The organism is Pantoea sp. MBLJ3, assembly GCF_000816655.1.
GTDB classification, from domain to species: domain Bacteria; phylum Pseudomonadota; class Gammaproteobacteria; order Enterobacterales; family Enterobacteriaceae; genus Pantoea; species Pantoea eucalypti.
Genome location: NZ_JSUT01000008.1, coordinates 1 through 21461, shown reverse-complemented (window position 1 = coordinate 21461; position 21461 = coordinate 1). Strand labels below are relative to the sequence as shown.

The 21461-nt window shown below is 56.3% G+C and carries 18 protein-coding genes; 15 read left to right on the top strand and 3 right to left on the bottom strand.

The features are described 5' to 3' along the window. Positions 1-10 precede the first annotated feature (10 nt). From yghU to NP77_RS14160, 3 genes are all read right to left on the bottom strand, one after another. Entirely contained in the window at positions 11-874 is an 864-nt protein-coding gene (gene yghU / locus NP77_RS14170) for a glutathione-dependent disulfide-bond oxidoreductase (RefSeq protein ID WP_039660633.1), read from the bottom strand. Positions 875-1091: 217 nt separating this feature from the next. Further along, complete coding sequence (locus NP77_RS14165; RefSeq protein WP_039660632.1) at positions 1092-1970, bottom strand: sugar phosphate isomerase/epimerase family protein; 879 nt, start codon at positions 1968-1970, stop codon at positions 1092-1094. 18 nt (positions 1971-1988) lie between these two features. Next, positions 1989-3032: a Gfo/Idh/MocA family protein gene (locus NP77_RS14160; RefSeq protein WP_039660631.1), complete on the bottom strand. Its 1044-nt coding sequence runs from the start codon at positions 3030-3032 to the stop codon at positions 1989-1991. Positions 3033-3359: 327 nt separating this feature from the next. Between NP77_RS14160 and NP77_RS14155 the strand changes: the two genes are divergently transcribed. The 15 genes from NP77_RS14155 (at position 3360) to NP77_RS14090 (ending at position 21395) form a co-directional block, all read left to right on the top strand. Further along, positions 3360-4385 (top strand): LacI family DNA-binding transcriptional regulator, encoded by a 1026-nt coding sequence (locus tag NP77_RS14155; protein ID WP_039660629.1) that lies wholly within the window; start codon positions 3360-3362, stop codon positions 4383-4385. A 150-nt stretch (positions 4386-4535) separates the two neighbouring features. Continuing rightward, positions 4536-5453, top strand: coding sequence for a TIM barrel protein (locus tag NP77_RS14150; RefSeq protein ID WP_039660628.1), 918 nt, complete (start codon positions 4536-4538; stop codon positions 5451-5453). 10 nt (positions 5454-5463) lie between these two features. Beyond that, positions 5464-6633 (top strand): Gfo/Idh/MocA family protein, encoded by a 1170-nt coding sequence (locus NP77_RS14145; protein ID WP_003855639.1) that lies wholly within the window; start codon positions 5464-5466, stop codon positions 6631-6633. 1007 nt (positions 6634-7640) lie between these two features. Beyond that, the gene (tssB, locus tag NP77_RS14140) at positions 7641-8141 is read left to right on the top strand and encodes a type VI secretion system contractile sheath small subunit (protein WP_039660626.1); all 501 of its coding nucleotides are present in this window, start codon (positions 7641-7643) and stop codon (positions 8139-8141) included. Between the two features lie 24 nt (positions 8142-8165). After that, positions 8166-9713: a type VI secretion system contractile sheath large subunit gene (tssC, locus tag NP77_RS14135; protein ID WP_039660624.1), complete on the top strand. Its 1548-nt coding sequence runs from the start codon at positions 8166-8168 to the stop codon at positions 9711-9713. A gap of 17 nt (positions 9714-9730) precedes the next feature. Next, positions 9731-11071, top strand: coding sequence for a type VI secretion system baseplate subunit TssK (gene tssK, locus NP77_RS14130; protein ID WP_039660621.1), 1341 nt, complete (start codon positions 9731-9733; stop codon positions 11069-11071). After that, complete coding sequence (gene tssL / locus NP77_RS14125) at positions 11068-11757, top strand: type VI secretion system protein TssL, short form (protein WP_008926652.1); 690 nt, start codon at positions 11068-11070, stop codon at positions 11755-11757. The genes tssK and tssL overlap by 4 nt, the downstream gene beginning before the upstream one ends. Next, on the top strand, positions 11754-13466 hold the full coding sequence (locus tag NP77_RS14120) for an OmpA family protein (RefSeq protein ID WP_039660619.1): 1713 nt from the start codon (positions 11754-11756) through the stop codon (positions 13464-13466). Before tssL ends, NP77_RS14120 begins: the two co-directional genes overlap by 4 nt. 4 nt (positions 13467-13470) lie before the next feature. Then, on the top strand, positions 13471-13962 hold the full coding sequence (gene hcp / locus NP77_RS14115) for a type VI secretion system effector Hcp (RefSeq protein ID WP_008926654.1): 492 nt from the start codon (positions 13471-13473) through the stop codon (positions 13960-13962). A gap of 172 nt (positions 13963-14134) precedes the next feature. Next, positions 14135-16792, top strand: a complete 2658-nt coding sequence (gene tssH / locus NP77_RS14110) for a type VI secretion system ATPase TssH (protein WP_039660617.1) — start codon at positions 14135-14137, stop codon at positions 16790-16792. Next, positions 16789-19167, top strand: coding sequence for a type VI secretion system Vgr family protein (locus NP77_RS14105; RefSeq protein ID WP_039660616.1), 2379 nt, complete (start codon positions 16789-16791; stop codon positions 19165-19167). Before tssH ends, NP77_RS14105 begins: the two co-directional genes overlap by 4 nt. Continuing rightward, positions 19168-19953: a DUF4123 domain-containing protein gene (locus tag NP77_RS14100; protein WP_039660615.1), complete on the top strand. Its 786-nt coding sequence runs from the start codon at positions 19168-19170 to the stop codon at positions 19951-19953. Positions 19954-20063: 110 nt separating this feature from the next. Further along, positions 20064-20597, top strand: a complete 534-nt coding sequence (locus NP77_RS14095; RefSeq protein WP_039660613.1) for a DUF3304 domain-containing protein — start codon at positions 20064-20066, stop codon at positions 20595-20597. Then, positions 20585-20710, top strand: coding sequence for a hypothetical protein (locus tag NP77_RS23965; protein WP_255351909.1), 126 nt, complete (start codon positions 20585-20587; stop codon positions 20708-20710). The genes NP77_RS14095 and NP77_RS23965 overlap by 13 nt, the downstream gene beginning before the upstream one ends. A gap of 154 nt (positions 20711-20864) precedes the next feature. Continuing rightward, entirely contained in the window at positions 20865-21395 is a 531-nt protein-coding gene (locus NP77_RS14090; protein WP_039660612.1) for a DUF3304 domain-containing protein, read from the top strand. Positions 21396-21461 lie beyond the last annotated feature (66 nt).

Here is a 21461-nt window from a genome sequence, read left to right as displayed (position 1 = left end):
AGGTCTCTCCTTACGCTTTTTTATCCTGGGTTTCGGTATCGAAGTCAGCAGCATCATGACGCTCATGCAGCTGATCGGCCGGGTCGCCCATGACGCGGTTGACCTTGCGGCCACGAATAACGGCAGGACGCTGTGCGATCTCTTTCGCCCAGCGCACCACATTTTTATAGGACTGCACATCCAGGAATTCGGCTGCGCCATACTGGTCATTCAGCACCATGTTGCCGTACCACGGCCAGGTGGCGATGTCAGCGATGGTGTAGTCATCACCCGCCAGATAGCGGTTATCAGCCAGCCGACGATCCAGCACATCAAACTGACGCTTCGCTTCCAGCGTGAAGCGGTTGATGGCGTACTCAATTTTTTCTGGCGCGTAGTGATAGAAATGACCGAAACCGCCGCCGAGATAAGGCGCTGAGCCCTGCAGCCAGAACAGCCAGTTCAGGGTTTCAGTTCGGCCAGCGATATCTTTCGGCAGGAAGTAGCCAAACTTTTCCGCCAGATAGAGCAGGATATTGCCGGATTCAAATACCCGAATCGGCGGCGTTGCGGAGTGGTCGCTCAGCGCAGGGATTTTCGAGTTCGGGTTCACATCGACAAAACCGCTGGAGAACTGATCACCTTCGCCGATACGGATCAGCCAGGCATCATATTCAGCATCGTTGACGTTAAGTGCCAGCAGCTCTTCCAGCAGGATGGTGACTTTCTGGCCGTTAGGCGTGCCGAGCGAATAGAGCTGTAAAGGATGTTTACCGACCGGCAACGCTTTTTCATGGGTGGGACCTGCGAACGGACGATTAGTTTTCGCGCCGTTACCTTTGGCTTCAGGGTCCCAGGTCCAGACTTTTGCGGGCTGATATGCATTTTCCGACATAATGAAAGTTCGCCTTATGGTGTGGTATTGGTCTGGAGTGTAGCAGGTGCTGCAAAGGGGGTTTAACTCTGCTGGCTGTGCGAGGGTGTGCTAAAACGGGGCGAGCTCAGGCGGGTCGCGGCATCAGAGAAAAGTGAATAAAAGTGTGTCAGGCGGGGCGTTTGTTGTCCTGAACAGACATTACCGTGCAGCCAGCCATGACTGCACGGCAGGTCGGTTACAGCAGTTCGCGCTCAATCAGTTCGCGGGTTTCAATCGCCTGAACTTTCATCTTTTCCGGATAGCCAAACAGAGACGCTGCGATGATCGGTTCACCGCCGACTTTATGGGTGCGGGTAGCAAAGCCGGTGTCGCGCAGCGTTTTGAACAGGGTATCGAAGTTCACTTCGCCTTCGCCCACGCCAACATGCTGGTGGATGGTGGCATCCACGCCTGGCGGGTTAACGATATAGCGACAGTGTTTTGTATGGTTCATGGTATCGGCGATCAGCATGTGCGACAGATCGTCACCCGCGTACTCCAGCATCGGTTTCACATCCCCTTTGCCTTTGTCATAGAAGAAAGTGTGTGGCGCGCTGTAGATATACTTTACGTTATCGCTGCGGAACGACTTCACGATATCCACGGTTTCGTTGTTCTCTTCGCAGAAATCCCACGGATGCGCCTGAATTTCGACGCGGATGCCTTCACGTTCGATGATCGGCAACAGCTCTTCCATTGAGCGATAGAACATCTCTTCACAGATTTCCGGTTCGTTAGGGGTGCCGGAGAGTTCGGTGTTAATCACCTGCACACCCATCTCAACCGCAATCTCAATCATCCGTTTCCAGTTCTTCACCGCTGCCTGACGGCGCAGTTCATCCGGACCTGACCAGCGGTAAACAACGATAAACGAGGAGATCTCCAGCCCGGTGGCGCTTAACGCATTTTTGTACTCGGTGATGATTTCACGGCTGGCTTTAGGATGTTTATAAAACGGGTTGATCTGCGGATGTGGCGACTGTTCGATATATTTGTATCCCCAGTCGGCCACCTGATGAACCATACGGGTGATGCCTAAATGTTTGATTACATCCACATCAAAAGCGATTTTCATCTTTCTGCTCCGGGCACATTAAAGTTGCTGTTCTTCATTGAAGGTGATGCCAATCTGCTGCCTGACGTTGTCCATCGCAGCCAGGGTGATAATCGCCTGGTCAAGCGAATGGACAGGGGAGTCGGTCAGGTTCTGGCCGATACACCAGGCGAAGTGGTTAATTTCATGGCTGAGCTGTTCATAGCGGTTAGTGGGTTCCTGCCATTGCAGACGGTGACGCCGGTCGCTGGAGGTCAGAGTAAAGTCACCAGGCGCATAAAACTGGCCTGCCAGCTCCAGCGTGGCGTCGCGACCGGCGATCACCGCACCGCCTGGCGTGTTGCTGAACAGCGTGGTATTCAGCACCGATTGCATGCCGTGCCGATGGGTAAACAGCATCGACGTCTGACCGTTAACGCGGCCATTCGGGACGGGCTGGCCACGGGCGACGATCGTTTCAGGCGCACCGCCGCCCACAAACACACTCAGCGCCACCAGATAACTGCCGAGGTCAAGCATTGGGCCGCCCGCCAGATCGGCATTGAAAATGCGATGATCCGGCGTGAAAAACTCACCATGATCGGCAATCAGGGTGTGGACCTCACCGGGTACGCCATCCTCCAGCAACTGACGGATGACGTCATACTTCGGCGTGAAGTTGCACCACATCGCCTCCATGCAGAGCAGGTTCGCGGCAGCGGCGGCCTGTTTAAGCTGCGTTGCCTGCTGCGCATTCAGTGCCAGCGGCTTTTCAATCAGCAGAGACTTTCCGGCGGCAATCGCGCGCAGACCGTCGGGGAAATGGTGGTTGTGAGGCGTAGCGATATAGACCGCATCAACATCCTCCCGCGCCAGCAGCGCATCCAGGCTGCCTGTGGCATGGCCGATTGCCCATTTGTCAGCAAAGGCCTGTGCTTTTACCGGGTCACGTGCGGCGACTGCCGTGATCTGCTGCCGGGTATGCCGACGTAGAGCATGGGCAAAATGATCGGCTATCCAGCCTGGCCCGATAATGCCCCAGCGCAGACGCGGAACCTGGCTGGCATCCGTTATGCGTGGAGCCGGAAGCGTTGAAGGGAACATAGCTTTTCCTTTTTTACGTACGGGCAGGTGGTGCTCAGGACTCCACTATAGAAAGCCCGCCGTCGTCGCTCTAACCTTTTAATGATGTGATCCCATCAACCGAATCGGTGTGGGATTTTTATCCGTTTTAGCAAATAGATGTTTTGAAGAGAATGCAGAAAGAAATGAATGTTTCATTTTGCGAGGGTGATCAAGGTTAGCACTGATTTTCTATCAAAAAAATGAGAGGAAATGGCCGTGTCACGATAAAGTGTTGATGGCTTATTTAACAGAATCTAAAAGCGTAGCCGTCAGCTAACGCTACCGATAGCAGCAGGGAGAAGGATAATGTCTAAAGTGACGATGACCGCGATCGCGCAGGCGGCGGGCGTGGGTGTGGCGACGGTAGACCGGGTGCTGAACCGCCGTGCGCCGGTTCGCAGCGTGACTGAGCAGAAGGTGCTGGCGGCGGCGCGCGAGCTGGGTTATCGCCTGACGCAGGCACACAGTCAGGCCATCCCGACCCTGGCAGAGGCTCCACTGCGCGTGAGCTTTATCCTGCTGCCTGCCCGCTATTCATTTTATCAGCAACTGGGCGAAGCGCTGAATCAGCAGCTTAAGATGCAGCAGCCACAGGGCCGCGAACCTGAATTCTGCTGGCATGACATTCACGAAGTGGACGCGGTGGCGCAGTCGCTGCGTCAGCTGGCTCAGCGCAGCGATGTGATTGCGCTGGTGGCGCTGGACCATCCGCTGATTCGTCACGCCATTCAGGATGTGTCACGACTGGGTGTACGAGTCTACGCGCTGTTCTCCGATTTCTCGCCCTGTGAGCACGCGGGGTTTATCGGCATTGATAATCAAAAAGCGGGGCGCACTGCCGCATGGATGGCGCAGCATCTGCTGCGTAAGCCGGGATGCGTCGGAGTACTGCTGGGCGATCACCGCTTTACCTGCCAGGAGAGCAGCGAGATCAGTTTTCGCTCCTATCTGCGTGAGTCGGGCATCAGTCAGCGGGTACTGGAACCGTTAAAGACTTATGAGTCGTCAGAGGGTGGCTATCAGGCAACCCGCCAATTGCTGGAGACCCATGATGATCTGGTGATGATTTATGCGCCCTGCGGCGGCATAGAGGGTGTGGTGCGGGCGCTGCGTGAGAGCGGGCGCCGGGAGATCGATCTGCTGTGCCACGGTCCGCTGCCGGGTGATGAACTGGCGCTGATTGACGGCACCATCACGCTGATGCTGCGTCATCGCCTTGATGCCATGGCAGAGGCGGTCATACATACCTGTCTCCACAGCCGATCGGAGCAGCACGACCATTTTGCGCAGGTCACCGTTCCGTTTGAGATCGTGACGCGTGAAAACCTGTAAAAAGAGCAGGTTAGCCTATATTTGATAGTAATCTATCATTTATCGCAATTTTTAAACGCGATCTCTATCAAAAAATGAAACTTTCATTGTTGTCCAGGATGAAATTTTTATTTGATACTGCCCGCAGTTCTCACTGCACAGGCAGATATCATGACCTTTCATATTGCTAATGCGCCCTGTAGCTGGGGCGTGGATGATCCCGCTAATCCCTGGCTACCGCCGTTTCACAAAGTCCTGACCGAGGCCGCGCAGGCTGGCTACCCCAGCATCGAACTCGGCCCCTGGGGTTATCTGCCAGTGAATGCCGATGAGCTGACCCGGCAGCTTAATGCCCACTCGCTTTCGCTGGTGGCGGGAACGATTTTTGATGATTTAGTCAGTGAGGCGCATTTTCCGGCGCTGGTAACGCTGACTCACAATTTGTGTCGCACGCTCGCCAGCGTGCCGACAGCCGCCAGAACACCTGGAGCCAGCGCGCCTTATCTGGTGATCATCGACTTCGGCAATCCGGAGCGGGCGAAATATGCGGGTCAGTCAGAAAAAGCGCCACGCCTTTCCGCGGATGACTGGCAGTGCATGATGCAGCACATCACTATTCTGAGCGAGATTGCCTGGCAGGAGTATGGCGTGCGGCCGGTAATCCATCCGCATGCGGGTGGCTGCATAGAGTTTGCCGATGAGCTGGCGCAGCTGGTCTCTGACATTCCGCATGAGGTCGCTGGTTTATGCCTGGATACGGGCCATCTCTATTACGCCGGCATGGATCCGGTGGCGTCGCTGGAACAGTACTGGTCGCGCATCGATTACCTTCATTTTAAAGACGTCAATCAGCAGATCTGGCGTGACGCGCTCTCTCGCGGACTCGACTTTTTCACCGCCTGCGCACAGGGCGTGATGTGTCCGCTCGGGCAGGGCGCAATCGACTATCCGGCGGTGCGTAGGCTGCTGACTGAGCGTAATTATCAGGGCTGGATCACCATCGAACAGGAGCGTGATCCGCGCCATGCCGACACCAGCCTGCGGGATGTTAAAGCCAGCCTGGACTATCTCCGATCAACCGGATTCTGAGGACAACAGCATGATTAACGGTAAAAAAGCGGCTAATCGCTCACTTCGCTGGGGCATGATCGGTGGCGGCGGCACCAGTCAGATTGGATATATCCATCGTTCGGCGGCACAGCGTGACGGTAACTTTGTGCTGCTGGCGGGCGCGTTTGATCTTGATGCGGTACGTGGGCGCGAGTTCGGTCAGGCGCTGGGTGTGGCACCTGAACGCTGTTATCCCGATTATGCCAGCCTGTTCGCCGGGGAAGCAGGGCGCGAAGATGGCATAGAAGCGGTGTCGATCGCCACACCTAACAATACCCATTTCGCCATCTGTCGGGCGGCACTCAATGCCGGGCTACATGTTGTATGCGAGAAGCCGCTCTGTTTTACGGTCGAAGAGGCCGATGAGCTGGAGCAGCTAAGTCGTGAGAAGCAGAAAATTATTGGCGTCACTTATGGTTATGCCGGGCATCAGTTGGTTCATCAGGCCAGAGAGATGATTGCCGAAGGGGCCCTGGGAGAGATCCGCATCGTGAATATGCAGTTTGCTCATGGCTTCCATAATGAAGCGGTGGAGCTACAGAGTGAAAGCACCCGCTGGCGGGTCGATCCGCGTTTTGTTGGCCCGAGTTACGTGTTAGGCGATCTGGCGACGCATCCGCTATTTATCGCTGAAACGATGTTGCCGCAGTTAAAAGTGACGCGTCTGCTCTGTTCCCGCCAGAGCTTTGTCACGTCGCGTGCACCACTGGAGGATAACGCCTTTGTGATGATGGAGTATGACAACGGCGCGGTCGGCACGCTCTGGGCGTCGGCGGTAAATGCCGGATCGATGCATGGGCAGAAGATCCGCGTGGTTGGATCGAAAGCCAGTCTGGAGTGGTGGGATGAGCAGCCAAACCAGCTGCGATACGAAGTGCAGGGCGAACCCGTGCGGATTCTGGAGCGCGGCATGGGCTATCTCAGCCCGCGCGCGCTGGAAGAGGACCGCATTGGCGGAGGGCACTCCGAGGGATTATTTGAAGCCTGGTCGAATCTTTATCGCCGCTTCGCACTGGCTATGGATGCGACCGATCGCCACGACTCTGCCTTCCTTGAGGATTTCTGGTATCCCGATGTGCATGCCGGATTAGCGGGCGTGCGCTGGGTGGCGCAATGCGTGAAATCAGCGGACGCCGGAGCGGTGTGGGTGGCGTGCTGAAGCGAATATAACGTGAGCGAGCAGACTTTACGGCTGCGGTATAAAGTTAAGCGCTATCTCCTGTGACTGAGCATAAACCGGTTGGATATGGGCCAGACAGCCCGTATTGGCCGGTTAATTTACTTAAAGCCCGGAACGATGGCTGACAGGAAAAGTAAGCAGCAGAGCATGAGGGGTTCCAGAAATCCGATTACCTGTGCAGAGATATAGTACCTGGACGCATGACCGCCGGAGCATTAAATAATTCTGTTAAACGCTGCACATCTCATCATTGTCTGACTCACTCTGTCTGCATCCGAACGATTGTTGTTCCTGCTCATGTTTATTCAGCAGCGGCTAACATGTGCAGGTCGCAGACGTGATTTCTATTTCCCCCTCATTCATATCGTGTCATTGCACGCGTCATTTCACTATTCCGGAAACAATCTGTTAACCAGCGTTGTCATTTTAGTTCAGCAAAATAAATAACACCGATTTAACCAAGCGATTAATTTTTATTGAAACACAGTAAATGCTGTTTGTTTTTTTAAATATTTATCTTCTCCTGCTTTCCGTTTATTGAATAAAGCCATAAATCAGATATTTCGCGCAACTGATGGAAAATCGTACTGCTTAGTGATTAATGTAAATCAGCCGCTTACTGCACACCCTTATTCTGTAAGACCTTATCGGGGTTCGCAGGAAAATTCTTATAAATCATCATGATGATTCGGGCTTGTTAAAATCAGCATTGGTAATATTCTGTTACATCTTTCCGTTTACGCTCAGGCATTCAACGTTCCTACACTCCGCCTACTGGGTTTTATCTGAATTTTTTCATTTCAGACAAATGACTCAGAAATACCGTGTCGACATGCTGGTGAAGGGAATACGCCCGCTTTTAATTCCGGATTTGTGATTTACGTCGGATGACGTGAAACGTGAAGCTGTTCTGGCAGGGTCTTACTTTTCCGTTTATTTCTCACTGGCACTGACCGCTTCTGTCAATTCATAGAACAGGGACAACCATGTCTGACTCTTCCTTTCAGTCCGAAATACCCAAAGCGCGCATTAATTTAAAACTTGATTTGCACACGGGAGGCGCAGGCAAAAAAACCGAGCTCCCGCTGAAATTACTGGTGGCGGGCGACTTCAGTAACGGTCAGGCGTCTGCGCCCCTGTCCGAGCGCAAAAAAATTAACCTGAATAAAAATAACTTTGACGCCGTGCTTTCTGAATATTCCCCGAAAGTAAACCTGACGGTTAAAAACACGCTGGCCGGTGACGGCAGCGAAGACAACATCAGCCTGACCTTCCGTAGCATGAAGGATTTCACCCCGGAACAGGTCTCCCGCCAGATTCCCCAGCTGAAAGCCATGCTGTCCATGCGCAGTTTACTGCGTGATTTAAAGGCGAACCTGCTGGACAACCAGACGTTCCGCAAAGCACTGGAAAACATCCTGCTCGACCCGGCGCTGAGCGCAGAGCTCAGAGCCGAACTTTCAGCCCTGGCCCCTGAACAGCCATAACGATTTAACGGATTAATAAGGAAGATGCTGATGTCTGTACAAAACGGCAGTGCCGCGGCTGGCGAAGGTGTGGTGCAGGAACGTCCTGCAGCCGGCGGGATTTATGCCTCGCTGTTTGAAAAAATCAATCTGACGCCGGTCTCTGCGCTGAGTGCGCTGGACACCTGGCAGGACGCGCGGGTGATGTCGGAGGCCACGGCGGACGAGCGGCTGACGGCGGGCATGCAGGTTTTTCTGGAGTGCCTGACCAGGGCGGGCTCAAAGGTTGAAAAACTCGACAAACACCTGATTGACCACCATATCGCGGAGCTGGACTGGCAGATTAGCCGCCAGCTTGACGCCGTCATGCACCATGAGGCCTTTCAGGCAACAGAGAGCCTGTGGCGCGGCGTCAAATCCCTTGTCGACAAAACCGATTTTCGCCAGAACGTGAAGATTGAGCTGCTGGATATGTCCAAAGAAGATCTGCGTCAGGACTTCGAAGACAGCCCGGAAATCATCCAGAGCGGCCTCTATAAACACACCTATATCGATGAGTATGACACGCCGGGCGGGGAGCCGGTTGCCGCGCTGATTTCCGCTTACGAATTTGATGCGTCTGCGCAGGATGTCGCCCTGCTGCGCAGTATTTCCAAAGTGTCTGCCGCCGCGCACATGCCGTTTATCGGCTCTGCCGGCCCGAAATTCTTCCTGAAAGAGAGCATGGAGGAGGTGGCGTCCATCAGGGACATCGGCAACTACTTTGACCGCGCCGAATACATCAAGTGGAAATCGTTCCGCGAGACGGACGATGCCCGCTACATCGGTCTGGTGATGCCGCGCGTGCTGGGCCGGCTGCCGTACGGCCCGGACACCGTGCCGGTGCGCAGCTTCAGCTACGTGGAGGAAGTGAAAGGCCCGGATCACGACAAATACCTGTGGACCAGCGCCGCGTTTGCCTTTGCGTCCAACATGGTGCGCAGCTTCATCAGCAACGGCTGGTGTGTGCAGATCCGTGGCCCGCAGGCCGGGGGCGCCGTTCAGGACCTGCCGATTCATCTGTACGATCTGGGTACGGGTAATCAGGTGAAGATCCCGTCAGAGGTGATGATCCCGGAAACCCGCGAATTTGAGTTCGCAAACCTGGGCTTCATTCCGCTCTCTTACTATAAGAACCGCGATTACTCCTGCTTCTTCTCGGCAAACTCCACGCAGAAGCCGGCCCTGTATGACACCGCCGATGCGACGGCCAACAGCCGCATCAATGCCCGTCTGCCGTACATCTTCCTGCTGTCGCGTATTGCCCACTACCTGAAGCTGATCCAGCGCGAAAACATCGGCACCACCAAAGACCGCCGGCTGCTGGAGCTGGAGCTCAATACCTGGGTTCGCAGTCTGGTCACGGAGATGACCGATCCGGGCGACGAGCTGCAGGCCTCACACCCGCTGCGCGATGCGAAAGTGGTGGTGGAAGACATTGAGGATAACCCGGGCTTCTTCCGCGTGAAGCTGTATGCGGTGCCGCATTTTCAGGTGGAAGGGATGGACGTCAACCTGTCACTGGTTTCCCGGATGCCGAAGGCAAAATCGTAAGCTAAGGCAGGAAGCCAATGAGAACGGAACAGCCGTTATGGGGAAGAGGCGTGATGGTCTCTCCCCAGCACTTCCAGCAACAGGTCGCGTATGCGGCCTGGTCTGCCGAAGGTATCGCCCGAATGGGGTTATCACACCCCTGGGGCGTGATAAATGTCGCTTTTGAACCAGAAACGCTGAGGCTGGGCCGACTGCAGGCCCGCCATCTGCACCTTCGGTTCCCGGACGGCACGCTTATCGACACGGATAATGCTGACGATCTGCCACCGGTACTGGCACTTGAGGATGAATCACAGGACGTGGTGGTCGTTCTGGCTCTTCCGCTGATGCGCGCGAATGGCGGTAACTGCCTTAAACCTGATGAGGTGGCCGAGCGTCCGGTGCGCTACCGCCAGTGCTGGCGGGATGTCCGGAATATATTCGGGGAAGACACCCGTCAGATTGCGGTGATGCAGCCAGTGCTGACGCTGCGTTTCGCCCATCAGAACAACAGCGATTACCTGACCTGTCCGGTTGCCCGTCTCCAGCAGGATTCGCAGGGAGGCTGGGCACTTGATGATACCTGGCTTCCGCCCCTGCTGGCTCTGCAGGGCAGCCGCTGGCTGGTGACTCAGCTGGAGCAGCTGATGACGCAACTGCGTGCTCGTCTGAGTCGCCTGATGAATTTGCGTCGTGAAAGTAACGAACGCATGGCCGATTTTGCCGTGGCTGACGTCTCCCTTTTCTGGCTGCTCAATGCCCTGAACAGCGCTGAACCGGTACTCGGTCAGTTTCAGCGTCACCCGCAAAGCCCGGCTGAACGTCTGTACCCGGAGCTGGCGCGGCTTGCGGGAAGTCTTCTGACCTTCTCGCTGGAACACCAGGTCAGTGCCATTCCGGTCTGGCAGCATGAGCAGCTGAATAACGTCTTCCCGCCACTGTTTGATTTACTGGGCGATCTGCTTGAGGCCAGTCTGCCGTCGCGGGTGGTGGCTATTGAGCTTGAGCATGATGCACGGCTTCACTTCTGGCAGGCCCGGCTGCATGACCCACGGCTGCGCGAAGGGGCTGATTTCTATCTCTCCGTGCGTTCACCCATGCCGGTGGCCCGGCTGCAGGAACAGTTCCCGCGCCAGTGCAAGGCCGGCAGTCCCGATCACGTCAGGAGTATCGTCAATTCGTCACGGACAGGCGTACCGCTGACGCCACTGCGCCATGTGCCTGCCGCCATTCCACTGCGTCTGGAAAACCAGTATTTCAGCCTTGATGTCTCTCATCCTCTGGCTATTGAAATGCTTCAGGGTGGCACCTGCATGTTTTACGTTCCGGGCATGCTCGGCGAGCCTGAACTTGAACTCTTTGCGGTACTGAGAACATGAGTAAGCGTAAACGTGGCGTGTCCGCGTCCATTGATATTGATGCCCTGCTGCAGAATACCTGGTTGCAGGTGATTAGCCTGTGTCACGGTCCGATATTCCAGGAGGGAGAGGGACGCCTGTTGTGGGAGTACTGCATTGCTGATGTCGAACGGGTGCAGCAGGCGCTGAAAGCGAAGGAACTCGATGAAGTCAGCTGCCAGCATATTCTCACTGCACAGTGTGCGCTGCTTGATGAGGCAGTCAAAGGTCGCGGTGTGGAGGATGATGCCTGTGTGCAGTGGTATGACATTCCCCTGCAGGGACATTTCCTTGGCACCATGGACGCTGGCGATACGCTCTGTGATCGGATGCGGGATGTGCTGCGTGAGCCCGATCCTGACCACGCTGTCGTGACCTGCTTCCAGCGCGTCATGATGCTGGGATTTCTCGGCAGTTTCCGATCGCTGAGTGACCCGGAGCGCCAGAAACTTGTCAGTGCACTCAGCGAACATGTCACGCCGTTCAGTTATCCACAAACCCATCCGGTGCTGGCGGAAAGCCTTGCCACAGGCCGAATGGGCGGCTGGCTGGCGTCATGGCCCGTGCGTATTGGTCTGAGCGTAGTGGTGGTGGCTGCACTCTGGTGGGGGCTGAACTACTGGCTGGATCAGACGCTGCTGACCCTGTTGCCGGGAGCCGTGACATGAGTCCTGCACAACAGCGCGGACTTGCGCTGTGGGCCGCCCTGCTGAGTGCAGTGATCTGCCTGGGGTTTCTGCCGCTATCCCGGCTGATGTCCGTGCTCGTTCTGCTTACCGTTCTGGGGCTGATCCTGGCGATCCTGACTGTCGCCAGTCGTCGTGCGGCGCAGGATGTCATCCTGCATCTGGATGGTCTTCCGGAGGCGCCTTATCGCCATCCCGTGGTGCTGATCTGTGGCGATCTTCCGCAAGCCTGGACGCAGCCGTCACCGGTGCTCACGGTCGCGCAGGGTTGCTGGATCCGTGTGGAAGATCATCAGGATCTGGAGCAGGCAGCCCGTCAGGTATTGTGGCTTCGTCCCGACTGGGGGCGTCAGCTGTCGGTGATGGTTACTGTCTGCCCGCAGAAACATGCCGACAGCGAGCGCCTTACCCAACACCTGCTGGCTCTGCGCTGGCAAATCAGCCAGCTGCGTAAAGCAACGGGCCATTCTCTGCCGCTGGTTCTGAATGGTCAGGTTGGCAGCGCGATGATGAATGACATGCTCTGGCAGGTGGCCATACCGGGGGAAAGCGTGAGGATGTGGCGTGCGTCTTCAGCACCGTGTTCCATCGCTGCATGGATCACCACCGGTGGGCTGCCTGCGATGCAGCAACAGGTGCTGATGAACAGTCTGATGAGCTGGTTCCATCACCACGTTGAAGCTGTCTTTACAGATGAGAACCCCGATGTTCCTGCCATTGCACCGCTGGCGATGCTATGGGGAATGGGACCAATTCTTGCCGGAAGTCTGGCCACATCAGCCTGGACAGCATGGCTTTCCCATCGCACGGCGATGCAGCAGGTGGCAGGCTGGCAGTCAATGGGGTCCGACAGTACGGTTTTATCCCCCTTCCCGGATTTTGTCCTGCCGCTGCTGCCAGAAGGAGAGGGCCTGACCTCGCGTGGACGCAGCTGGCGTTGTGCTCTCGGTATTTTCACGCTGGCGGCAACCGCAGCACTGCTTAGCAGTGGCTGGAACAATCGTCAGTTGCTGCAGCGTGTGAGTTTCGATATTGCCCGCTATGACCGTATTCGGATGCAGGATTCCGGACCAAAAGCCAGCGCCGTTGCCACTCTGCGTGATGATGCGACAGAGCTGGATGGCTGGGCGCGGAATGGGGTACCGGCACGGATGAGCCTCGGCCTGTATCAGGGTGAGCGTCTGCGAATGCCTGTGCTGGATGCCATCCGTTCTTATGAACCCCCGTCACTGCCGCCTGAACCCCAGCCGATCCCTCAACCGGTAACGAAAATTGTCCGTCTCGACAGTATGTCGCTGTTTGACTCCGGCAAAGCGGTGCTGAAAACAGGCTCCACCGGAATGCTGGTCAATTCTCTGGTCGGCATTAAGGCAAAACCGGGCTGGCTGATTGTCGTGTCCGGGCATACCGACAACACCGGTAATCCGCAACTGAACCAGACGCTGTCACTCAGGCGTGCCGCCGCGGTTCGTGACTGGATGCGGGACACCGGTGGCGTGCCGGAAAGCTGCTTTGCGGTGCAGGGCTATGGCAAAAGCCGCCCTATTGCAACCAATGACACCCCGGCGGGGCGGGCGCTCAACCGCCGTGTCGAAATCAGTCTGGTACCGCAGGCGAACGCCTGTCAGATACCGGGCAACACCCAGGCGTCATCGCAGGATGATGACGTATCACAACACAATGGAGAGTAATGCCATGGCAATTCCTGTTTATCTCTGGCTGAAAGACGACGGTGGCGCGGACATTAAAGGGTCTGTGGACGTGCAGGACCGTGAAGGCAGCATCGAAGTGGTGGCGCAGGAGCATAATCTGTACATCCCGACCGACAACAACACCGGCAAGCTGACCGGCACCCGTATCCACACGCCGTTCCTGTTTACCAAGGAAATCGATTCGGCCAGCCCGTATCTGTACAAGGCGGTGACCACCGGCCAGACCCTGAAATCTGCGGAGTTCAGGTGGTACAGAATCAACGATGCGGGCCAGGAAGTGGAGTACTTCAACACCAAACTGGAAAACGTGAAAGTGGTGAAGGTCAATCCTGAAATGTATGACGTCAAGGACCCTTCTTACGAGAAGCACAACCACCTTGAGCGCATCGAACTGCGCTACGAAAAAATCACCTGGACCTACAAAGACGGCAACATCATCCACTCCGATAGCTGGAACGAACGCGCCACCGCGTAAGCCCGATGCGGACGGGATTTCCTGTCCGCAGTTTTTTGCTGAGCGCCTGTCTGAAACGGGCTTTCAGCAAAGAAACTCACAATCTGCCTGCTGACCGAATGCGCTCTGGTCCCCTTAACGGGAAACAGCGATGGGCGGTAGCGTGTCCAGGAACCGACAAAGAGAGAACTTCATGGAAAATCCAGCCATCCTGCTGCGACGTCTGAACCCTTACTGTGCCCGCGCGATGGAGGGGGCGGCTTCGCTCTGCCAGACCCGCGCACACGCAGAAATTCTGCCGGAGCACTGGCTGCTGAAACTGCTGGAGCAGGGCGAGGGCGACCTGACGGTGCTGGCACGCCGCTATGAGTGGGATATGGACGCCATCTGGCAGGATTTGCTGGGCTGGCTGGACAGGCAGCCGCGCTCGGTTCGCCATCGCCCACAGCTGTCTGATGTTATTCAGACTCTGCTGCAGGAAGCCTGGCTGATTGCCTCACTTAATGGTGAAGCGCAAATCCGAAGCCAGCATCTTTTGATGGCTCTGGTGGAAAAACAGAACCTTGTACGCTGCGATGGGCTGTGGCCACTGCTGACGCTGGGCCAGAGCCAGCTGGAACGTCTGCGTCCGTTGCTCGATGCACAATCGGACGAACGCCTGGAAGTACAGCAGGAAGCGGAACTGGCACAGAATCATGGCGGAGACGTGGAGTTAATAACTGGCCGACCGGTTGGTGCAGAACTTAAAGAGGGCGAACTGTACCCGGCGCTGCAGAATGCGCTGGATAAATTCACCCTGAACGTTACCGCTAAGGCAAAGGAAGGAAAGATTGATCCTGTGTTCGGCCGTGACACGGAAATCCGCCAGATGGTGGACATTCTCTCCCGCCGTCGCAAGAACAACCCGATCCTGGTGGGCGAGCCGGGTGTGGGGAAAACCGCGCTGGTGGAAGGTCTTGCACTGCGTATCGCCGAAGGCAACGTGCCGGAAAGTCTGAAGCCGGTTATTCTGCGCGCCCTGGACCTCGGCCTGCTGCAGGCGGGCGCAGGCGTGAAGGGAGAATTTGAACAGCGGCTGAAAAACGTCATCGATGCTGTACAGCAGTCGCCTACCCCAATTTTGCTGTTTATCGACGAAGCCCACACCATCATCGGCGCGGGTAATCAGGCGGGCGGAGCCGATGCGGCCAACCTGCTGAAGCCGGCGCTGGCGCGTGGCGAGCTGCGCACCATTGCCGCGACCACCTGGAGTGAGTACAAACAATATTTTGAGAAGGATGCCGCGCTGGAGCGGCGCTTCCAGATGGTGAAGGTCGACGAGCCGGATGACGATACCGCCTGCCTGATGCTCAGAGGCCTGAAATCACGCTACGCGGAACACCATAACGTGCATATCACTGACGATGCGGTCAAAGCCGCGGTCACCCTGTCCCGCCGTTACCTGACCGGCCGTCAGCTGCCGGACAAGGCGATTGACCTGCTTGATACCGCAGCTGCCCGAGTGAGCATGAGTCTTGATACGGTGCCGGAACAGATTGTACGCCTTAAGGCACGGCTTACCGCACTGGCGCTGGAAGAGCAGGCGCTGCTGGACGACATCGCCGCCGGCAGCAACCGTCATGGTGATCGCCTGGGTGTCATTGAACAGCTGCGGACGGAACTGGATGTGCGCATCGGAGAACAGGAAGCGCGATTCAGCAGTAAAAAGGCGCTGGCGCAGCAACTGATAGCCGGCCGGCAGGATATCAGCAATCAGGCTAACATTTCCGGCCTGCAGCAGCAGCTTGAGCAGGCACAGCAGGGCGACGTGCTGGTTCAGGTGGATGTGGACACCCGTACGGTTGCGAACGTTATTGCTGACTGGACGGGTGTGCCACTCTCCTCACTGATGAAAGATGAACAGGCCGGACTGCTGACGCTGGAAAATGAAATGGGCCGGCGTGTGGTGGGTCAGGATGCTCCCCTCCATGCCATTGCGCAGCGCCTGCGTGCAGCGAAGACCGGGCTGACGTCAGAGAACGGCCCCCAGGGCGTGTTCCTGCTGGTCGGGCCGAGTGGCGTGGGCAAGACCGAAACCGCCCTGGCGCTGGCGGATGTGCTGTACGGCGGCGAGAAGTCGCTGATTACCATTAACCTCTCCGAATACCAGGAGCCGCACACCGTATCGCAACTGAAAGGATCGCCGCCGGGTTACGTCGGTTACGGCCAGGGCGGCATCCTCACCGAAGCGGTACGTAAACGCCCTTACAGCGTGATCCTGCTGGATGAAGTCGAGAAAGCGCATCGCGACGTCATGAACCTGTTCTATCAGGTCTTTGACCGCGGCTTTATGCGCGACGGCGAAGGCCGCGAAATCGACTTCCGCAATACCGTTATCCTGATGACCTCCAACCTTGGCAGCGACCCACTGATGCAGTTGCTTGATGAGCAGCCGGAGGCCACGGAAGGCGATCTGCAGGAACTGCTGCACCCAATTTTACGCGACCACTTTCAGCCCGCACTGCTGGCTCGCTTCCAGACCGTGATTTACCGCCCGCTGGCGGAAGCTGCGATGCGTACCATTGCAGAAATGAAGCTGTCACAGGTCAGCAGGCGCCTTCATCGCCATTACGGCCTGACCACGCAGATTGACGAGAGCCTGTATGGCGCAATGACCGCCGCCTGCCTGCTGCCGGATACCGGGGCGCGTAACGTTGACAGTCTGCTTAATCAGCAGATTCTGCCGGTGCTGAGTCAGCAGCTGCTGACTTACATGGCGGCAAGACAGAAACCCCGGTCATTACGCCTTAGCTGGAGTGAGGAAGAGGGAATCGGACTGGAGTTTGACCCGATACCAGGAGCGTCTGAATGAGCACCAATCCCCTGATCAGATTCAGCCACAGCCACCATCTGCTGACGGTAAAGGGATGTGAAGCCGATCTTGATGTGCTGGCGTTTGAAGGTCACGAAGCCCTGAGCACGCCGTTCAGCTACCGCATTGAATTCACAAGTGATAACCATGCCATCAGCAAAGAGATGATGCTGATGAAGGCGGCCTCTCTGACGCTGCAGGCCCCGGTTAATCAGGGTTACGGCATCAGAATACAGCAGCCGGTTCGGGTGATTCAGGGCGTGGTTACGGGCCTGGAACGGCTTGGCACCTCAAAAGATGAAACCCACTATGCCGTAACGCTCCGGCCGCGCCTGGCGCTGCTCGACCGTTCGCACCAGAACACCATTTATCAGGACATGTCGGTCCCGCAAATCGTGGAAAAAATCCTCCGTGAGCGCCACGGCATGCGCGGCCAGGATTTTCTGTTTTCGCTGAGCGGTGAGTACCCGCGCCGCGAGCAGGTGATGCAGTACGGCGAGGACGACCTGCATTTTATTACCCGCCTGCTGGGCGAAAACGGTATCTGGTTCCGCTTCACCACCGACACGCGCCTGAATATCGACGTGGTGGAGTTCTGTGACAGCCAGCAGGGCTATGCGAAAGGCCTGACGCTGCCCTCGGTGCCGCCATCCGGGCAGCATTCGCACGGCGTGGACGCGGTCTGGGAGATGGAGAGTCATCATAACGTAGTGCAGAAGCAGGTCAGCACCCGCGACTACAACTACCGGCAGGCCACCGAAGAGATGAATGCCCTGGCCGACGTGACCCGTGGTGATACCACCACCTGTGGTGAGGCCTATCACTTTGCGGATAACTGGCTGACAGCGGGTAATGTCCACGAACGTCATCCGGCCCCGGAGTCCGGTGCATTTTACGCCCGCATCCGGCACGAGCGCTATCTGAACGGCCAGACGCAGATCCATGCTGTCACCAGTTGCCCGACACTCTCTCCCGGTCAGGTCCTGAAAGTCAGCGGCGGATACGAAGTGGCAAAGGTGTTTGCGCATGGCGTGGTCATTACGGCAATGCACAGTCATGCGCGGCGTGATGAGGATTTTGGCGTCAGGTTTGACGGTATCCCGGACAGCGCAGATTTTTGCTTCCGTCCGGCCCCCGGCAATCGTCCGGTGATGGCTGGCACCTTACCGGCACGCGTCACCAGTACCACGGAGAACGACACCTACGGACATGTTGATAAAGAGGGCCGCTATCGCGTCAGCATGCTGTTTGACCGTGAAAAAAGGGAAACGGGGTTTGAGAGCCTGTGGGTCCGTCAGGCCCGCCCGTACGCCGGGGACAGTTACGGGCTGCACCTGCCGTTGCTGGCAGGCACTGAAGTGGCGATTGGCTTTGAGGACGGCAACCCGGACCGGCCCTATATCGCCGGCGTGCTGCATGATTCGGCGCACCCGGACCCCGTCACCATCCGCAACTACAAACGTAATGTGTTGCGCACGCCGGCGAATAACAAAATCCGTCTCGACGATGAGCGGGGCAGGGAGCACATCAAGGTCAGCACCGAATACGGCGGCAAGAGCCAGCTGAACCTGGGGCATCTGGTCGACGGCGAAAAACAACAGCGCGGCGAGGGTTTTGAGCTCAGAACCGACAGCTGGGGGGCTATCCGGGCGCAGAAAGGGATATTTATCTCGGCGGACGGACAGGCAAAGGCGCAGGGCGACGTTCTGGCGATGGAGCAAGCGATTAGCCTGTTGAAAGGTGCGGTCAATCAGGTTTCAGAATGGGGAGGGCTTGCAAGGACTCACCAAAACTTCGCACCGGATGCGCAACCCCTGAAGGCGCTTGTTTCAGGAGCCAGCGAACTCAAAGAACCGGTTTTGTTGATGTCTGCGCCAAAAGGTATTGCCGCCGTCACACCTGAAACAGCAGTAGTAAACACAGGGAAAGGTCTGTATCTGCAAAGCCAGGGTGAAGTTAATCTCAGCACGGCTCAGTGCTATTCGGTCAATGCCAGCCAGGCCATTTCGGTGATGGCGCATCAGGAAGGCATTCGCCTGGTCTCTGCCAAAGGCCCGCTGGCGGTGGAATCCCACGCAGATACGCTGTCGCTCACATCAATGAAGGATGTCACGGTGCAGTCCACTCAGGGGCATCTGCAGCTGACGGCAAAGAATGGGATCACGCTTGCCTGCGGTGGTGCTTACATCAAGCTCACGCCTGAGGGTGAAATCAACGTGCATGGTCCAGGCCTTTTAAGCCTCAAAGGGCAGCATAAATTACAGGGCCCGACGAGTGAGGATTATTCGTTGCCAGAATTGCCTTCGTCAGTATGTAAAGAGTGCCTGAAAAAGGCGCAACAGCTGGCACAGGGCTTTGTGCCAAGGGAGTCATAAGTGAATACGACACATATCGCTGACTGGGTGAATCTGCTTCAGCAAACCTGTGCTGATATAAAAATGACTCACCTGGATTTTGTTCTCGACCAATGCGGTATTGATTTTTCCGTCATTCCTGTACTGCGGGATTTTTCATCACCTCTGGTATGGCAGTCTCTTTATCAGGGCTTGCCGGAAGATGCTCTGCATGAAGAGTCGCCGCTGTTAATCAGGATCTCTTTACATGATCCTCAGCAAAAGCAGTGGTTTATGGAACTGGCTCAGAAAGTACAAAAGACTGCCCCGCTGTTGGTGGTCTGTTCTCCCTGGCCTTTCACTACTCTGGCTGAATGGTTAACTGCCTGCACTGATGCGACACATGAGGGACGTGCAGGGCTGTTCAGATACTTTGATGCCCGTATTTTCCCTTATCTGTTTTCTCATATTCTGGAGCCTGATCAGCAGGCCCAGTTGCAGCGTCCGGCACTGTTCTGGAGTTGGCTGGATCTCGACGAGAAGCCGGGAGTGCTGATGGGGCAGGGAGCCCAGCCTGGAATCAACGAGAAGTGTCAGAACATCGCCTTAAGCGATAGCCAGTTTGAAGCCCTGATGTGCATCTGCGACGTCAAGCTCATGCTTCGCCATCGTAATGTTCCCGATGCTGGATTTTCCTCTCAGGATCAGCGTTTTACTGCCTGTTTCAACGGTATGTTATCCGCTACCGCCAAAGGGATGATACTGGATGAAGAGCGAGAGGATTGGGTGATTGGGACCCTGACCGGACGGCCTTCAGCAGACGTCTGAAAGTGGGGTTATGTGGCTGCTCGCCTTCGGTAATGCTTAGTCATGTCGTTCCGAAAAGTCATGGCAAAGCAGGACGCACATCATCTGATTCTTCATTAAAGGAATGCAAAATGAAAATACGACATTACTTCGTGGTACTGGGTGCCCTGCTGCTGACGGGCTGCAGTCAGCCGGCGGCGAAAGCCGGAACCCGAAGCGGCGGTGGCGGGGTTATTGTCTCCATCAACCATACCAAATGGGCAATCAATCATTTCAGCGTCGATGGTCAGTCGGGGATTGATATTATCGGGCCGTATCAGGGCGGCGGCGGTGGCTGCTGCTACGGCGTGCCGGCGAAATGGCGGCCGGGAATGACGGTTAAAATCGACTGGGAAACGGGGGTTGGAGGCTCAAAGGGATTTCCGGGGTTTGCAAATAGGGAAAAATACAATGTTTGGCGAAACAAGATGAAAGCCCAGAATAAGCAGCACAGCACGGTGGTACCTGTACCGGACTACACGGGGCAAAAAACCTGTGGGATCACGGTGCACTTTATGCCCTGCGATGAAGTCAGGGTGACTACAAGCTGTGTGAGCCCTGGCAGACCGGGCTATCCAATCAATGAGCCGCTGCAGATGCCGGAGCCCAGAGTATGTCCGAAATAATCACCGAACTGGCGTGGTTCCCGCCGGTGTTTCCGGCTCAGGGGCGTTTACCCACTCAGGCTGCGCTGGCTGGTAAAAACTGCGCGCAGCAGGACAACTGCGAGATTTTATAAGGCATTGAATATCAAAGTTTTTCTACGAAATCGGCAATAATCTTAATCACCGTCTGGCCTTTATTCCCCTTTTGTAATGCTTAGCCATGCCATCCCACAGGGGCATGGCTAAGCAGGACGCACATCATCTGTTTCTTTATTAAAGGAATATAAAATGAAAATACGACATTACCTCGTGGTACTGAGTGCCGTGTTGCTGACGGGCTGCAGCCAGCAGCAGGCGAACGCGGAAAGCCGGGGTGGTGGTGGAACCATAGAGGCAATCAACCATACCAAATGGGCAATCAATCATTTCAGCGTCGACGGTCAGTCGGGAATAGACATCATCGGGCCGTATCAGGGCGGCGGGGGCGGCTGCTGCTATGGCGTGCCGGCGAAGTGGCGGCCGGGTATGACGGTCAAAATTGACTGGGAAACTGGTGTGGGATACTCAATGGATTTCCCCGGTTACGAAAATTGGGATAAATATCTGGCCTGGAAAAAAAAAATGAAGGCCCAGAATAAGCAGCATAGCGCGGTGGTACCGGTACCGGACTATTCGGGGCAGGAAACCTGCGGGATCACGGTGCATTTTCTGCCCTGCGATGAGGTAAAAGTGACGACCAGCTGTGCGAACTATGGCCATCCGGAACACCCGATTAAAGAGCCTCTTAAGATGCCGGAGCCCAGAGTATGTCCGAAATAATTACCGAACTGGCGTGGTTCCCGCCGGTGTTTCCTGCTCAGGGGCGTTGACCCACTCAGGCTGCGC

Coding starts and splice junctions, on each gene's coding strand:
- NP77_RS23965 (WP_255351909.1), top strand. CDS start 20,585: ATGTCCGAAATAATCACCGAACTGGCGTGGTTCCCGCCGGTGTTTCCG.
- NP77_RS14145 (WP_003855639.1), top strand. CDS start 5,464: ATGATTAACGGTAAAAAAGCGGCTAATCGCTCACTTCGCTGGGGCATG.
- NP77_RS14105 (WP_039660616.1), top strand. CDS start 16,789: ATGAGCACCAATCCCCTGATCAGATTCAGCCACAGCCACCATCTGCTG.
- tssH (WP_039660617.1), top strand. CDS start 14,135: ATGGAAAATCCAGCCATCCTGCTGCGACGTCTGAACCCTTACTGTGCC.
- tssB (WP_039660626.1), top strand. CDS start 7,641: ATGTCTGACTCTTCCTTTCAGTCCGAAATACCCAAAGCGCGCATTAAT.
- yghU (WP_039660633.1), bottom strand. CDS start 874: ATGTCGGAAAATGCATATCAGCCCGCAAAAGTCTGGACCTGGGACCCT.
- NP77_RS14095 (WP_039660613.1), top strand. CDS start 20,064: ATGAAAATACGACATTACTTCGTGGTACTGGGTGCCCTGCTGCTGACG.
- tssK (WP_039660621.1), top strand. CDS start 9,731: ATGAGAACGGAACAGCCGTTATGGGGAAGAGGCGTGATGGTCTCTCCC.
- hcp (WP_008926654.1), top strand. CDS start 13,471: ATGGCAATTCCTGTTTATCTCTGGCTGAAAGACGACGGTGGCGCGGAC.
- tssC (WP_039660624.1), top strand. CDS start 8,166: ATGCTGATGTCTGTACAAAACGGCAGTGCCGCGGCTGGCGAAGGTGTG.
- tssL (WP_008926652.1), top strand. CDS start 11,068: ATGAGTAAGCGTAAACGTGGCGTGTCCGCGTCCATTGATATTGATGCC.
- NP77_RS14165 (WP_039660632.1), bottom strand. CDS start 1,970: ATGAAAATCGCTTTTGATGTGGATGTAATCAAACATTTAGGCATCACC.
- NP77_RS14160 (WP_039660631.1), bottom strand. CDS start 3,032: ATGTTCCCTTCAACGCTTCCGGCTCCACGCATAACGGATGCCAGCCAG.
- NP77_RS14155 (WP_039660629.1), top strand. CDS start 3,360: ATGTCTAAAGTGACGATGACCGCGATCGCGCAGGCGGCGGGCGTGGGT.
- NP77_RS14120 (WP_039660619.1), top strand. CDS start 11,754: ATGAGTCCTGCACAACAGCGCGGACTTGCGCTGTGGGCCGCCCTGCTG.
- NP77_RS14090 (WP_039660612.1), top strand. CDS start 20,865: ATGAAAATACGACATTACCTCGTGGTACTGAGTGCCGTGTTGCTGACG.
- NP77_RS14150 (WP_039660628.1), top strand. CDS start 4,536: ATGACCTTTCATATTGCTAATGCGCCCTGTAGCTGGGGCGTGGATGAT.